General features: G+C 35.9%; 11 protein-coding genes and 1 pseudogene. 8 read left to right on the top strand and 4 right to left on the bottom strand.

The window, feature by feature from the left end:
- The first annotated feature begins 345 nt into the window (after positions 1–345).
- The 7 genes from Q0794_RS06835 to Q0794_RS06805 all read left to right on the top strand — a co-directional run bounded on the left by Q0794_RS06835 (position 346) and on the right by Q0794_RS06805 (position 9,706).
- Positions 346–1,002: a DUF2913 family protein gene (locus Q0794_RS06835; protein ID WP_298940991.1), complete on the top strand. Its 657-nt coding sequence runs from the start codon at positions 346–348 to the stop codon at positions 1,000–1,002.
- The gene (locus Q0794_RS06830; protein ID WP_298940990.1) at positions 1,003–2,412 is read left to right on the top strand and encodes a hypothetical protein; all 1,410 of its coding nucleotides are present in this window, start codon (positions 1,003–1,005) and stop codon (positions 2,410–2,412) included. It abuts the gene before it with no gap.
- 119 nt (positions 2,413–2,531) lie between these two features.
- On the top strand, positions 2,532–4,538 hold the full coding sequence (locus Q0794_RS06825) for a diguanylate cyclase (RefSeq protein WP_298940989.1): 2,007 nt from the start codon (positions 2,532–2,534) through the stop codon (positions 4,536–4,538).
- 343 nt (positions 4,539–4,881) lie between these two features.
- Positions 4,882–6,252 carry a DASH family cryptochrome gene (locus Q0794_RS06820; RefSeq protein ID WP_298940988.1) on the top strand — a complete coding sequence of 457 codons (1,371 nt, stop codon included), beginning with the start codon at positions 4,882–4,884 and terminating at the stop codon, positions 6,250–6,252.
- Between the two features lie 33 nt (positions 6,253–6,285).
- Positions 6,286–7,863 (top strand): deoxyribodipyrimidine photo-lyase, encoded by a 1,578-nt coding sequence (locus Q0794_RS06815; RefSeq protein WP_366522523.1) that lies wholly within the window; start codon positions 6,286–6,288, stop codon positions 7,861–7,863.
- Positions 7,864–7,903: 40 nt separating this feature from the next.
- The gene (locus Q0794_RS06810; RefSeq protein ID WP_298940987.1) at positions 7,904–8,050 is read left to right on the top strand and encodes a DUF2256 domain-containing protein; all 147 of its coding nucleotides are present in this window, start codon (positions 7,904–7,906) and stop codon (positions 8,048–8,050) included.
- Between the two features lie 105 nt (positions 8,051–8,155).
- Complete coding sequence (locus Q0794_RS06805) at positions 8,156–9,706, top strand: cryptochrome/photolyase family protein (RefSeq protein ID WP_298940986.1); 1,551 nt, start codon at positions 8,156–8,158, stop codon at positions 9,704–9,706.
- A gap of 131 nt (positions 9,707–9,837) precedes the next feature.
- Here Q0794_RS06805 and Q0794_RS06800 read toward each other — a convergent pair whose 3' ends face one another.
- Positions 9,838–10,380: an NUDIX domain-containing protein gene (locus Q0794_RS06800; RefSeq protein ID WP_298940985.1), complete on the bottom strand. Its 543-nt coding sequence runs from the start codon at positions 10,378–10,380 to the stop codon at positions 9,838–9,840.
- A 960-nt stretch (positions 10,381–11,340) separates the two neighbouring features.
- Between Q0794_RS06800 and Q0794_RS06795 the strand changes: the two genes are divergently transcribed.
- The gene (locus Q0794_RS06795; protein WP_298940984.1) at positions 11,341–12,096 is read left to right on the top strand and encodes an SDR family NAD(P)-dependent oxidoreductase; all 756 of its coding nucleotides are present in this window, start codon (positions 11,341–11,343) and stop codon (positions 12,094–12,096) included.
- 168 nt (positions 12,097–12,264) lie between these two features.
- Here Q0794_RS06795 and Q0794_RS06790 read toward each other — a convergent pair whose 3' ends face one another.
- From Q0794_RS06790 to Q0794_RS18275, 3 genes and pseudogenes are all read right to left on the bottom strand, one after another.
- Entirely contained in the window at positions 12,265–12,960 is a 696-nt protein-coding gene (locus Q0794_RS06790) for a tRNA (adenine(22)-N(1))-methyltransferase TrmK (RefSeq protein WP_298940983.1), read from the bottom strand.
- A 146-nt stretch (positions 12,961–13,106) separates the two neighbouring features.
- Positions 13,107–14,345, bottom strand: a complete 1,239-nt coding sequence (locus Q0794_RS18280; protein WP_366522525.1) for a helix-hairpin-helix domain-containing protein — start codon at positions 14,343–14,345, stop codon at positions 13,107–13,109.
- A gap of 390 nt (positions 14,346–14,735) precedes the next feature.
- A pseudogene (locus Q0794_RS18275) lies at positions 14,736–15,263 on the bottom strand (Tex-like N-terminal domain-containing protein); the annotation flags it as partial.
- Positions 15,264–15,370: the final 107 nt, after the last annotated feature.

The following is a 15,370-nucleotide window of genomic DNA, read 5'->3' as shown; positions in this document are numbered from 1 at the left end:
TCAATTCAGGTTAACAGAAGAAAAATGTCATTAAAAATCATACAATTATAAATCTTTATTATACATTGCTGCTAGTTGTGCGTTATTCAAGGCAAATTACTGAAGCAATAACGGATTATTGGGCGAATAATGTAACGCAGAAATTCTGCTTAAATAGCGGTGTTGTATCGATTTTTTATCCGGAACGGAGGTTGTAGGCCTAGGTTTTAACGAATCTTCCGTACTGTCTTTACCATCGCAGTCTGTTTATCAGCAAATAGCAGCAATTAGCTTTTCTTTACTTGTTCCTATGTTGTTAGCCTGTCATACTTTTAACCTTATAATTTTTTCATCAGTAGGATCACCATGACTAGTTTTTCAACATCAATTCATCACGTCGTTACCAGTGCATTAGCAGACTTAAATGAAGCACAATTAAAAGGTAAAATTCCTAAGAATCCGCTTAGTGAAACGCATTTTTTAGCAGCTTGGACCACTAATGCAATTAAGAAAAAACGTTTTGAAAGTGATGTAGTACCGACTTTAACGATATGGCAACGCAAAGCACGTAGCTTAGGTAAAAATGCTGCATTAGTTCAGACATTCACGGCGATTAAACAAAGCTATGAACATGTATTTAGTGAAGCGTTAACACCAAAAATAGTCAATAAAGATCAAGTTATCGCGCTTTGTGACACACTAACTGAACAACAATGGATGGTGAATACAGACTTAGAAGTGGGTGAAAAGTTAAATCGCCATAGTGGTGGCCAAGCATCAATGATCATTTGTAGTCAGGAATTTGAATCACACTTTGAAGATGGTCTATTAGTAAAACCAATCAGCTTATATATTCGTGGCGATGTTGCTGAAGCATTACAAGCAGCTTTTGAACAATCTCTTTTACTGTACAAAGTCACCGATTATAAATCAAAAGTTAAATACCACGGTGAATACATTATATACCCAAATAATAACGGTGACTTCTTACCCGAATTATTACCTGAGCTATTAGAAATCTAAATGGTTAAGCGTCAACAAAGTGCATTATTGAGTGAGCAAGAATTACAATTATTATTGAATGACGAGCAAGCTCAAAATGAAACGGTTTTCCCACTCTACAGTATTAGTGGTGCACCTTTTTTTGTTGATATCAATTACCAAGTTGTCACTGATGTTGAAACACTCACGCTGCTGCTAAGTACTTGCCCATTAGGCAGCGGCGTTATTTTATCGGAAATAATAGAACAAAGTCCTCACTGTCACTCCCTATTACAATTATTGAAAGAACGAGCCGATATAGAAATATTTTGGTTAGGTGATTTGCCTAGTATGGCAATAGATTTACCTCATTTTGATTATTGTCAATACAATGAAAAGCTCATTGAAAGTGTCCAATATTGGAAAAACAGTACGCATAACTTATTTGAACATTGGTTAAATAATTATCGTGTAGGGTTAATTTGTAAAATGCCTGATTGCCTTCAAGTTGAGCAGTTAAACGGTTTGAACAACCTCACTTATTATGATGCGCAACAATCACTCCATGAGATCAGCAACTTACAATTATTGATAATAGATTTGAATACGCCTGACTTGCAATTGATAGATGTATTAAATAATTTAATTAGCCTTAACCAACGTCCCTTTTTATTATTATATGGTGATATACAGGCCAATTTAAGTCATGCTTTATATGATTTAGCCAATAGCCTAGGTTTTCCTGTTTTAGCAAGCTTACAAACTGTACCGACTACACAGCAATCACGTCACATATTAGTCACCCTATTTTCTAAGATTTACCTTAAACATCTCGTTCAAAAACAAATAGAAAATTTATCAGCCCAACCACTTTTCCTCGTCAATAATATCAATGACAGTCATAATAGTGATCCTATTAATGAACAAGAAGTTGAATCTGTTTTTTGCCCTTACGGTATGAATAAAAAGCAGATATTAAACCTCAATAGTGCCCCAGATGTTAGAAAAATCATTAATGTACAAAGCGTCTTTGATTGGTTTCCAGATGGCTTTAATCGCGAACAAGCGGACACATTAATTAATGAACTAGGTTGTGCGGAAAGTTATATTGATTTTTATTTGAAACACCCACAATCGATCGTTAAACCCTCTTCAATGTTCTCGTTAATCGTGATGGCAAGATTAAACCAATCCCGTGTTTACTGGCTGGTGGAAGAAGCACAAGATTTCTCAATTGATATGTTAATTTTTCTACCTATTTCGGGTATAATCCTCAGTAAAGCATTAGCAACAGAATTACTTGATCAACCATCACAATATTTACTCGACTTCATTGAAGAAGCACGCCAGCAAAATATTAAGTTAGGCACAGCTATGGAATACAATAGTGTTAGCGTCAATGCACTCGCACTATACGGCATAGAATTTATTATTGATCAAAGAACTGTTTAATCAACTAGCTCTCTCACTATTAAAGTACCATCCCTTAACAAGCATAACGGTCATATATTAATATTTTGGTTAAGCGATAACTTTATAGTTAATAAAAATTATAATAAAAAGAGTCAAAAATGACATTAACTCAATTCTCTGCAGAACTTCAGACAAAGAAAGAAGCATTTTGGTCTAATATTTTTAAGCGATTCGCTTGGATGTATACCATTACAGCCATTCTTTTGGCATTAATTATTGGTTATGCATATCAGCAATACACTCAAAATTTAGAGGACAAAATGCTGTCGCAAGAGCAAACCTTTGTCTCTTCGACTACGCAAGCATTACAGCAAGAAATGCAAACCCAATTAATGATTTTACAAATGGTAACGCGATCTAGAGCATTAGGTCATTTTATGGAAAGTGGAGATCAAGCGAGTCGCAAAGAAATTGAAAAGCTATTCATTAATTTAGCCATTACCTTTCATCGATATGACCAAATTAGGTTGATTGATATGCAAGGTAATGAAGCGATTCGTATGAATTATCGTGAGGATGATACGGATATTGTCCCCGCAAAGAATCGACAAAACAAACGTTACTCTAAATACTTTCAAGAAGGTATTAAGCTTGCTAAGGGGCAAGTTTATGTTTCTCCAATGGAGTTAAATGTTGAATATGATGAGGTAGAAATTCCTTATAAACCTGTTGTCCGTTTTGTGACTCCAATAATGAACCAAAAAGGCGAAAAACTAGGTCTGATTGTGATGAACTATCTATCGACAGAACTGTTACAAAACTTCCGCGATCAGATGGAGTTACGCATTAGTGGCCAAGGCATGTTGATTGACCCTGAAGGGTATTGGATGAGTAACCATGACAGAAGCAATGAGTGGGGAGGTAGTTTAGAGAATGTTGATCAAAAATTTGAAAACTTATACCCAGAAGGTTGGTCAACTATCGATAGCCATGATGGTGGTATTCTTAAATCTGATAAAGGTATTTTCCGTTATGTATCAATTAAACCTTTTAGTTTAAGTAGTATCGGTAAATATGTAGCCGAACAAAATATCACCCTCTCTGTCACAGAACAATCGATTAAAAATAATGACTGGAAATTAGTTATTTTCTTACCGAATGAAACTATTCATGAGCATTCATTCTTTTTTACTGCATTTGGACAATTTATTGTTATCTTTACCTTCATTGGTTCTGCTGCAATATTATTTTTACTATTACTTTTATCAGAGCAAAAACGTCGCCAACAGCGACATGATTTATTAACTAAAAATGAATTAAGTGACTTATATGAAAACTCTCCTTGTGGTTATCATAGTTTAGATAAAAACGGGATGGTGCTTAAAATAAATCAAACTGAATTAAATTGGCTTGGTTATTCTCGTGAAGAAGTGATCGGTAAACGATTTTCAGAATTTTTAACCGCAAAAAGCAAAGGCATATTTGAAGATTTTCTTGAGCAACTTCAGCATGACAAAAGTATAGAAGGCGTTGTGCTGGAAATTCAATGTAAATCTGACCATACCTTCTTTGTATCGACTTCTGCTACCTCTATATTAGAAAAAGGACACTTTGCCATAGCAAGAACGTCTACTTTTGATATTACCGATAGAATCGAATTAGAAGAGCGTCTTGCTTATATTGCGAATACCGATGTATTAACTGGCATCAGTAATCGCCGTCATTTCTTCCTTCAAGCCAATGAACGTTTAAAAGAAGACACGGATATTTCTGTATTAATGATAGACGCGGATCATTTTAAAAAAGTCAATGATGTATACGGACATGATGTTGGTGATGATGTATTAAAAATGATTGCGTCAACCTTAAGGTCTGTATTGCCCAAAGAAGTTCTTTTAGCACGTTTGGGCGGTGAGGAATTTGTCATATTAGCATCTGATCTAAGTGCTGAAAAAGCCTTCATGCTTTCTCAGAAGATTTGTATCGTGATGGAAAACACCCCTATTTCTGTTAACAACAAAGCAGATATTAATATCACGTTATCGATCGGCACAGCGCAACGTATTGCTTATGATGAAGACATTGATGAAATGTTAAAACGTGCTGATATTGCTTTATATCAAGCTAAAACGACGGGGCGTAATAAAGCCATACAATCAAACTAATTCTATTCTATAGCGCTATTTTATTAACAAAAAAATCAAATAACGCCTCTCAGCACTAACGAGACCCATATCAATCAATAGTAGCAATACACCGTTACTATTGATTGCCTTTAAAAACTGAGTCATTTTATAATGGCGAATACTCAGCCTAAAACGTTACAGCAGAACCTTAGAATAAAACTTTACAACAGAACCTTAGAATAAAACCTTAGAGTAGTACTTCAAAATAGCACCTTCTAACATATCCAAATCGACTTTCTAATATTGATCTCATCCCATTCTTTGTTCGTATAATTTTTCATTGAAAATTTATTTTTGATTTCTTCGAAATGGAACGGAAGACATGAAACGTACATTATATTGGGTAACCAAAGATCTTCGTATAGCGGACAATCTGGCACTTCAATTAGCTAGCCAAAGTAATGAATTGATTTGTGTGTACGTCATTGACAAAAAATGGTTCAAACCAAATAAATTTCATTCTAAACCTTTAGGTGATAAAAGATGGCATTTTCTACAAGCCAGTCTAAATGACTTTAACAACAGCTTATTGGCACTAGGTCAACAATTATACGTCGTTTATGGCGATACACTTACAAGCTTAGAGAGCCTGTGTGAACAATTTAAAGTAACGGATCTTATCGTAACCAAAGTCCCAGGAACCGATGAAAATAGATTGCTCACTCAGCTTCGTTCACTTAACTCGCAAGTAAAGATAAGCCAAGTAGACCAATTCACTTTATTTCCAGAAAATGAACTGCCTTTTGAAATCGATAACTTACCTGCAAGTTATTCTAAGTTTAGAAAAGTCATGTCTACTATTAATGTTTCCCCCCCTATTCCAGCAGTGAAGTCATTGCCTTGTATGTTTCAATCAAGTCCTTCCGTAACACTTTATGAACTTGAATCACCGCCTGCTTCCATCATAGGAAAGCCTAAACAAGGCAATAATTTTAAAGGTGGTGAACAACAAGGGTTAAAACATCTCAAACAATACTTTGCATCAGAAAATCCAGGTATTTATAAGGAAGTCAGAAATAACCTAGAGGGTTGGGAAAACAGCACTAAATTATCACCTTGGATTAATTACGGTTGTCTCTCTGTGAGACAAGTAATGCAGCATATTAAGCGCTATGAGCAGACTGTAGAAAGCAATAAATCGACTGAAAGTTTATATCTCGAACTTTTGTGGCGAGATTATTTTCAATGGGTTCACTTTAAAGTGGGTGCAAAGATGTACCAGTTTAAAGGCCTTGTTGAATCAGCGCCTCTTACTTCATTTTATCCGGAACGATTCAAAAAATGGTGTTTAGGTAATACACCTTATCCATTAGTGAATGCCTGCATGAATGAACTAAGACACACAGGTTATTTGAGTAATAGAGGCAGACAAATAGTTGCAAGCTGCTTAATCAATGAGCTGAGTGTGGATTGGCGCTTTGGTGCCGCATGGTTTGAAGAACAATTAATTGATTATGATGCGGCAGTTAACTGGGGTAATTGGCAATATATTGCAGGTGTCGGTGTTGACCCACGTGGTGGACGACATTTCAACATTAAGAAACAAACCAATATTTATGACCTTAATGGTGAATATCAAACACAATGGCTTGACCCGGATATCCAAGCATCGCATTTAGTTCAAGTACTGGATTCAGTTGATGCTGCCGATTGGCCTGTTTCATCTGTTACACATACAAAAAACTCAATATAACTAACGGTTAATGAACAACGGTGATGAGCTAGCATGAGCAGTACCAATAACAGCATCAATAACAACATCATTACTAGTAAAACTGATGCAATGCCTTCCGATAAAACAGCAGTCAATGTGGTTTGGTTAAAGCGCGACCTGCGCCTAACAGACCATGAGCCGCTTAATCATTCGGTTGAAAATGGTTTAACGCTGTTAGTTTATATTTTTGAACCTTTATTGATCAATGATCCTCATTACGATCTTCGTCATTGGCGTTTTGTATTGCAATCACTTCAAGATATTAATGATCAGCTCATTGAATGTAACTCGCAAATTTATATTCACCTTGGCGATGCTATTGATTGCTTTAATCACATCCAGCATTCATTCGATATAACAGGTTTATTTAGCCATCAAGAAACAGGATTATTGTCTACATTTGAACGAGACATAGCAGTCCAAGCCTGGTGTAAAACACAAAACATCCACTGGCAAGAAAGTAAATCTGGCTCCGTAACAAGAGGAAAAAGAAATAGAATAGATTGGGATAAAGATTGGCGACTTATTATGAAAAGTGCCTTATATCAACCGGTGCTCTCTCGTAAAACGTTTATCGACCATCAACAGCTAGCGTGCCTCCCTCAGTCTGTATTACCTGATGCTTGGTATGAAGTAGATCAACATATGCTGACAGGCGGAGAACGTTGGGCACAGAAAATATTACACTCTTTCTTAAAAGATCGAGGTAAAAACTATCACTTCAATATCTCTAAACCAGAGTCCAGTCGAAAAAGTTGTTCTCGATTATCACCTTATTTAGCATGGGGAAATATCAGTTTAAGACAACTCTATCAAGCCATATTGATAAAACGATCTGAAACGGGTTGGAAACGTCCGATTGATGGACTTGCATCAAGGCTACATTGGCATTGTCATTTTATACAGAAATTTGAAAGTGAACATGAAATGCAGTGGCGCCCAGTTAATAGAGCCTATATTGGATTTAGCTACCCAGAAACCCATTGTGGTTTAAGTGTTGAAACTCGATTAAATAAATGGAAAACAGCGCAGACAGGTTATCCACTAGTTGATGCCTCCATGCTTTGTTTAATCAAGACCGGTTATTTAAACTTTCGTATGCGTGCGATGCTAGTGAGCTTTTTATGCCATCATTTATTGGTTGATTGGCGTTTAGGCGTAACACATCTAGCCGCCCTTTTTCTGGATTTTGAACCGGGCATTCATTATCCGCAGTTTCAAATGCAGTCGGGCGTAACCGGCACCAATATTATTCGCGTTTATAACCCAGTCAAACAATCTTTAGACAAAGATAAAGACGGGATATTCATCAAAAAATGGTTACCGCAATTATCAGAGCTGCCCAAAGAAATGGTTCATACACCTTGGTTGTTAACACCAATGGAAGAACAACTTTATCAATTTAAACTCGATGAAACCTACCCTTTACCCATGGTCGATATTGATGAGACAGGTAAAATTGCCCGAGATTTATTGTGGGGTTTTCAAAAACGAACTGATAGTAAAAATGAAGGAGTACGTATCGTGGCAAAACATGTACGTAAAAAGAAAGCGATTAAGAAATCTAAAAACACCAACACAATTCTTTGAACATAAAATAAAAAACAAAAAAAGCAAATAGACGAACACCATGCATAAAAAGTTATTACTGCCACATAAAACCTGCGTTACTTGTGAAAAAGACTTTTCGTGGCGCAAAAAATGGAAAGCATCTTGGGATAATGTCCTGTACTGCTCAGAACGTTGTCGAAGAAACAAGAACAAAAATAAAAGTTAAATAACAGCAAAATCTAACAAATTAAAAGATAAGCTAAACAATAACCTAGCGTTAATGAAGCACTCTTTACCCTAGTGTTAAAGCTTAATAAAATAAGGAAATACCATGCAGGCCAAACACCTCAGACTGATATTAGGTGATCAGCTTAATGCAATGCACAGTTGGTTTAAGCAAATCGATGAAGATGTCATCTATGTCATCGCAGAGCTACACCAAGAAGCCAGTTATACTAAACACCACATCAAAAAGATAACCTCATTTTTTGCTGCCATGGCTGACTTTGCTAAAATGCTTGAAAGCAAAGGCCATCGTGTTTGTTACCTAACGTTGGATGAGTCGAGCCAATATCAAGATCTCCCACATTTAATACAGTCATTAGTCACTGACTATCAATGTGAAACGTTTACGTTTCAACGACCTGATGAATATCGATTATGGACACAGTTAGGCAATCTTCCCGCTCAAGATGGGTTAACGGTTTATGAAGCAGACAGTGAACACTTTCTGTTACCCTTTGAACAATTACCACAACATTTTCAAGTAGCGACGCATGTCAGAATGGAAACCTTTTACCGTTTTATGCGTAAAGAATTTTCTATTTTAATGGAAGGAACAAAACCAGCTGGTGGCGCATGGAACTTTGATTCAAATAATCGACAAACATTCAAAAAAGCAGACCTTAAGGTTATCCCTAAACCACTAATATTCAATAACCCCGCTGAAACCTATTTACAACGCATCAAAGCTCACGGTATTAAAACCATGGGCAATGAGTCAACTAATGTTGATTACCCTATAAATCGAGAACAATCTTTACAATTACTCGACTATTTTTGTCAACACCAACTGCCTAATTTCGGTAATTTTCAGGATGCGATGACCGTAGCGTCGCCTTACGCTTGGAGTTTATATCACTCGCGTCTCAGTTTTTCATTGAACTGTAAAATGCTCAATCCCCTAGAAGTAATCAAAACTGCGTTAACTACTTATCAAGCGTCGGAGGGGAAAATTACCATTTCACAAATAGAAGGATTTATCAGACAAATATTAGGCTGGCGAGAATATGTAAGGGGTATGTACTGGATGAATATGCCGAACTACGCACAACAAAATATCTTATCTGCAAATCGAGACTTACCGGCCTTCTTTTGGAATGCAGACACAAAAATGCAATGTTTGAAAAGCGCTATTTCACAATCTCTTGAACATGCTTATGCGCATCACATTCAACGTCTAATGATAACCGGCAACTTTGCTTTATTAGCTGGCATAGCCCCTGACCAAGTGGATGACTGGTATTTAGGCATCTATATTGATGCTATAGAATGGGTAGAACTCCCTAACACGCGCAGTATGGCGTTGTTCGCTGATGGTGGCTGGATTGCCACTAAGCCCTATGCAGCGAGCGGTAACTACGTCAATAAAATGAGTGATTACTGTAAAAACTGTCGTTATAACGTTAAGGAAAAGCTAGGCGACGATGCTTGTCCGTTGAACAGCTTATATTGGAATTTTATTGATCAAAATTATGAGCAGCTTGCTTCAAATCACCGAATGAGTTTCCCTATTCGTAATTGGGATAAGCTAGATCCAAGTCAAAAAATAGAAATCAGAGAGAAAGCCAGTACGCTATTAAATAATTTAGATGATCTATAGGGTTTATATTTATTGTAGTTGTATTGATTGTTTAGGTACAAATCATAAGTGCAGTAATAATGAATCAATAAACCACTCAAATTTTGAGTGGTTATTCATAGAATCATTTATATAAATATTTACAGGCAGGTTTATAGCAGCACTTGTTTAATCTGTTCCATCAAGTACGTTTCTCGTTTAATGGATAACCCCTGCTTTTTATCATTTTTGATGGTATTTAAGTTATGATTAATCGCATCATCAATATCTAGCCAACGAACTTTCATGCCATTATTGATTTCATAATCTTCTAACTTACTGTCACCAAACTGATCAGAAATTTCACAGGTGAAACAGTAAGACAGCATATGCATGATTGAATAGTCAGGAAAATGTTTGTCACTTTTATGTGGGCGATACTCTTCATACAATCCAAATTCATTAATATTGTTTATATCAAGCGCCCCGGTTTCTTCACTTAATTCTCTTTTTAGTCCTTCAATCAATTCCTCACCTTTATCAACACCGCCACCAGGCAATGAATAATCGTTATAACGCTGGGTGTACATTAACAAAATTTTATTATTTTTAATGACAATGGCACGAGTCGCAATACGCGTAAAACTATCAGGGTGATCTGGAGTTAAATTAATTTCAATAATCGCTGGGTGAACCACCCGTTTTAATAAACGCATAACATTCTCTAAATAAAGCAAATTGCTTAGCAAGTTAATGAATTTAAGCAATTTAGGGAAAAAAGACTGCGCATACTACCCAATTACTAAGCGATAAAACAGGCTTGTGTTAATGGGAGATTGACTTAACAACAAAACTAAAGGCATTAAAGCATAAGAAAAACTAAGCAAATCAAATTAAATCAGCCAATATCATCTTTTATTGAATCATTTTTAAGCTGACGCAATACGTTTGCGTTTATATCTCTAGAGAGAAGTAAACGAAAAGATGACACAATTAATATTAAGTTATCTATTTCTGGTGCAATAATTTAATTCATAATAATAGCAGTCATTTCCTTAAAATCGCCTTTATGTTGAACAAATAGACACTTAATTCTTGAGGCTTAGATCACAAATCAAGTATGTAAATAGAGTATTCAACTGCTTTTAATCTGTTTGTAAATTAAGCAACAAAATCGTTTAACTACATGGCTTCTCCCATCATTTCCATTCTTGTACCCTACTATTAAAAAACATTAAATATAAAAATAAACAATTTAAATACAACAGCTTAAATAAACACAAAAAATATATAGGTAATTACAAACAAACATTTTATTACAATATTGAGAATTAGTTCTGTTTATTTATCAACCAGGTTTTTATTCGGTTTTTTATAAAACCGATACCTGTATGGCAGTAAAATTTGTAATAATGTCATTTTACAAATACATTATTTGTAATACAATACTACCGAGTCTAAGATTGATGTTTATTCGAACTATATGACAACGAATATCAATCAAATAAAAAGGTAGTCACCTTTGTTGATAAAATGGCAAGACAGACATTGTGCACGTAGAATCGCAATTTCTTCTTTAATACCAACATTTATGTCAGCTTATCTGTGCAATATTTGACTGCCTCCTTAATGCCCATGGCATAACTATCTATTAACTAGTCAATGAGAATATAAACATGTCTAAAAAAATTGCTTTAATCACTGGTGCTACTGGTGGAATCGGTTTTGCAGTTGCAAAACGTCTTGGTCAAGATGGTTACACAGTTGTTCTTAACGGTATCGAAGATGAAATTGGTGCACAACGTGTTGCTGAACTAACAGCGGAAGGCATTGAAGCTGAATACTACGGTTTTGACGTAACGAACGATGTAGCAGTAACTGAAAACGTTAATGCAATCGGTAACAAATATGGTCAAATCGATGTTGTTATCAACAACGCTGGTGGTTTAGGCGGTCGTAGCCCAATCGAAGAAATGACAACTGAATTCTTTCGTTTTGTAATGGCGCTTAACCTTGATAGTGCATTCTTTGTTTCACGTGCTGCGATTCCATTTTTGAAGAAAACAGAAGGTGGTTCAATCATCAACTACACTTCAAACGCTGCATGGAATGCTGGTGGCCCAGGTGCTGGTATCTACGGTACATCTAAAGCGGCTGTTCACACATTAACTCGTGCACTAGCGAAAGAACTAGCACCCGCTGGTATTCGTGTAAATGCAGTATCTCCAGGTACAATTGATACGCCATTCCACCAACAAATTAAAGATACTAAACCAGAAGTTTTCGCTTCTTGGAAAGACAGCATTATGTTGGGTCGTTTAGGTCAACCTGAAGACGTTTCTGGTGTTATCTCTTTCTTAGTAAGTAAAGATGCTTCATTCATCACAGCTGAAACAATTCAAATCGGTGGCGGACAAGCACTAGGTATTTAGTCGATACAGTTAATGTAGACGACCTATCGCTATAAAACCTATTTTTCATAGTAAGTTTTAACGCTGAATAAAAAAGCCACATAAGTGATTATGTGGCTTTTTTTGTTATTTAAACCGTCTTTGTAACCGTAATACCAATCACATTAATTAACTCGCCTATTTCACTTACTAAAATAACTTATTATATAAGGTTTGATAGTCAGACAGTGCAGATTGAACTAAGGGTTCGGCATCCAAATTAGCGCTAACAATGCGTTGATAGTGTGTAATCAATTTAGCAAGATATTGCTTCTGTTCATCTTGAGGCAGCCATAATTGGCTTCCTGTTAAGGTAAGATCAACTCCTTGAATTTGGTTGATTAACATTAATTCATAACCACGCTTATTTTCGATCACCAGTTGCTCTTGCTTTAATTTAAAATTTAACTCAATCAATGTACTACGTAATTTATAAGTATGATGTACTGGACATAAAAGAAAATCGATATTCAAACCTGCATAACGACTCATTAAACGCGTTAACATTTCAGCCATTAATTCGCCACCAACACCACTAATAATAACCAATTGATTAGCTTGCAGCTGATTGGCTTTATAACGGTCAAGTAATTGTAATTGTCCGACATCTTCGCAGCGTGTTTGCCACTTGGCATCCATTGGTAAATGATGCCCGTAAGTTATTAATTTATCATGTAATTGGGTAATAATATCTGGAACAACATCAACAAAATTAACTTCTTTGATAACATTGTTGGTTAATATTTTAATACCCAATAAACCATGGTCACAACAACAATCCCATACGAGGTCATAATGCCCATCGATCATCTCAGACAGGCTTAATAAACGTTTATTTATTTTCATTTTCAATTAGGTCATTTTGTTAAATATTATTTTTTTGAAAAATATGCTTACTGACTATTTAAATCTAAGCCTTTGAATTCAAATATTTACTACATCCAAGTATCTACATATAAGTTGCATTCATATTTTAGTAGCCATCATAAAACTCATGCTGGTTGTTGAATTGCTTTCATGGTTAATGCTATCCGTTTGCGTTCAACATCAACACTCACTATTTTCACATTAACAATCTGCCCTACTTTCACTATTTTATGAGGGTCATCTACGAAGCGATCACTGAGCATCGAAATATGCACTAAACCATCTTGGTGTACTCCCAAGTCTATAAAAGCGCCAAAGTTAGCGACATTAGTTACTACTCCTTGCAATAGTTGGTCAACTTCTAAATCACTTATCTTATGAATACTTTGATCAAATTGAGCCGTTTTAAATTGGTCTCGTGGATCACGACGAGACATTTTTAAAATAGTAAGCACCTCTTGATATTGTTGATTTAAGGTTTCATCACTGACTGCATTTTTAGCATTACTTGTTGGTAACGTTAATTCTATCGTATCAGATGCTAACACCACTTCTTTTAGTGTTTTATGGTTAAATCTAGCGAGCGCTTTAGCCGTTGCATATTGTTCAGGGTGTAAAATAGTTTCATCTAAACAATTATCACCGCCCGTTACCGTTAAAAAACCGACGGCTTGCTGAAATGCTTTCGCGCCTAAACGAGGTATTTTTTTTAAGGCATCTCGTGAATTGAAACGCCCATTTAACTCTCTATACTCAACGATATTATTAGCAATCGTCGCATTGAGCCCTGCGACATGTGTTAACACACAATGTGAAGCGGTATTAAGGTCAACACCGACTTTGTTAACACAATCTTCTACCACAGCCTGTAAACGACTCGCTAATAGTTTTTGTTGAACATCATGCTGGTATAAACCGACACCAATTGCTTTTGCTTCAATTTTAACGAGTTCTGATAATGGATCTTGTAAACGTCGAGCAATAGATACAGCACCACGCAATGTTACATCAAGTTGAGGAAATTCATCTGCAGCTAATTGCGAAGCAGAATAAACCGACGCACCTGCTTCACTAACTGCAATAGCTTGAATATCATGAGGCAATGACGTCAATATATCAGCAATAAATTGTTCACTTTCACGAGAGGCCGTGCCATTACCAATAGCAATTAACTCTACTTTGTATTGTTTAATGAGATTATTGACCGTCTGTTTAGCTTGTTCTGTTTGTAATTGTGGCTGATGTGGATAGATGGTCGCTGTATCTAATAATTTACCTGTTTTATCGACGACAGCTAATTTACAACCACTTCTAAAACCAGGATCTAACCCTAATGTCACTTTTTCACCTGCTGGTGAAGCCATTAATAAAGCACTTAGATTATTAGCAAATTGTTCAATAGCTTCTGCATCAGCTTGTTCTTTTAATTGCACTAAAAATTGCTTTTCAAGGCTAACTAACAGCTTTGTACGCCATGCAGTATCAATCACCTTGCGATGCCATGATGTTTGGTCGTCTTTGCTAAGGTAAACATTCAAGTGTTTAGCAATCAAGGTTTGGCAATAACTATAAGATTTCTTATCTTTTTGAAAGGGATCTGCATCAATTTTCAAACGTAGAAACCCTTCAGATTTACCGCGTAACATGGCTAAAATTCGATGTGCAGGTAAGCGATTTAAACGCGCACTAAATTCAAAGTAATCTTTAAATTTTATTGCCTCATTCATTTTAGATTTAACCACGGTTGAAGTGAGCATAGCTTGCTCAAATAAATGCTGTTTTAATAAACCAAGTAACTTAATATCTTGAGTTATATTATCAACCGCAATCGCTAAAGCCCCTTCTAAAACCTCTTCAGTGCTTGTAAACCCATGTTTAATATTAATGTAACGTGATGCAATTTGTTCTAAAGGTTGTTTAGGGGACGCCCATAATTGTTCAGCTAAACGCGTTAAACCAGCATCCACGGCTAATTTAGCCTTACTAATACGTGTTGTTTTAAAGGGGGCATAACAATGTTCTAGACTGACTTTGTCTTGAATTAATTCAATTTCTTGTTTAAGTGATTCTGTTAATTTACCTTGGCTGTCAATCGCTTTTAATATGCTGTTTTTACGTGTTGCTAACTCTCTAAAGTAACCCAACTTAGATTCTAATAAGCGTAGTTGATTGTCATCCAGTGACTGCGTTAAATGTTTACGATAACGCGCAATGAATGGCACTGTATTACCATCATCTAATAATTGAATCGCACTGTCGGCTTGTTTAGTGTTGATTTGACATTCTTTAGCTAAGAGTTCGGCGAGTTGGGCTACGGCTAGCGCATTTTAATCCCACTCTCCAACAGGGTTGAACGATATTTATCATCTAACCCTGCCATTTTCTTTTT

Origin of the sequence: uncultured Psychromonas sp., assembly GCF_947489755.1 — a bacterium.
Taxonomy (GTDB): Bacteria; Pseudomonadota; Gammaproteobacteria; order Enterobacterales; family Psychromonadaceae; genus Psychromonas.
This window is presented reverse-complemented; position numbering and strand designations above follow the sequence as displayed.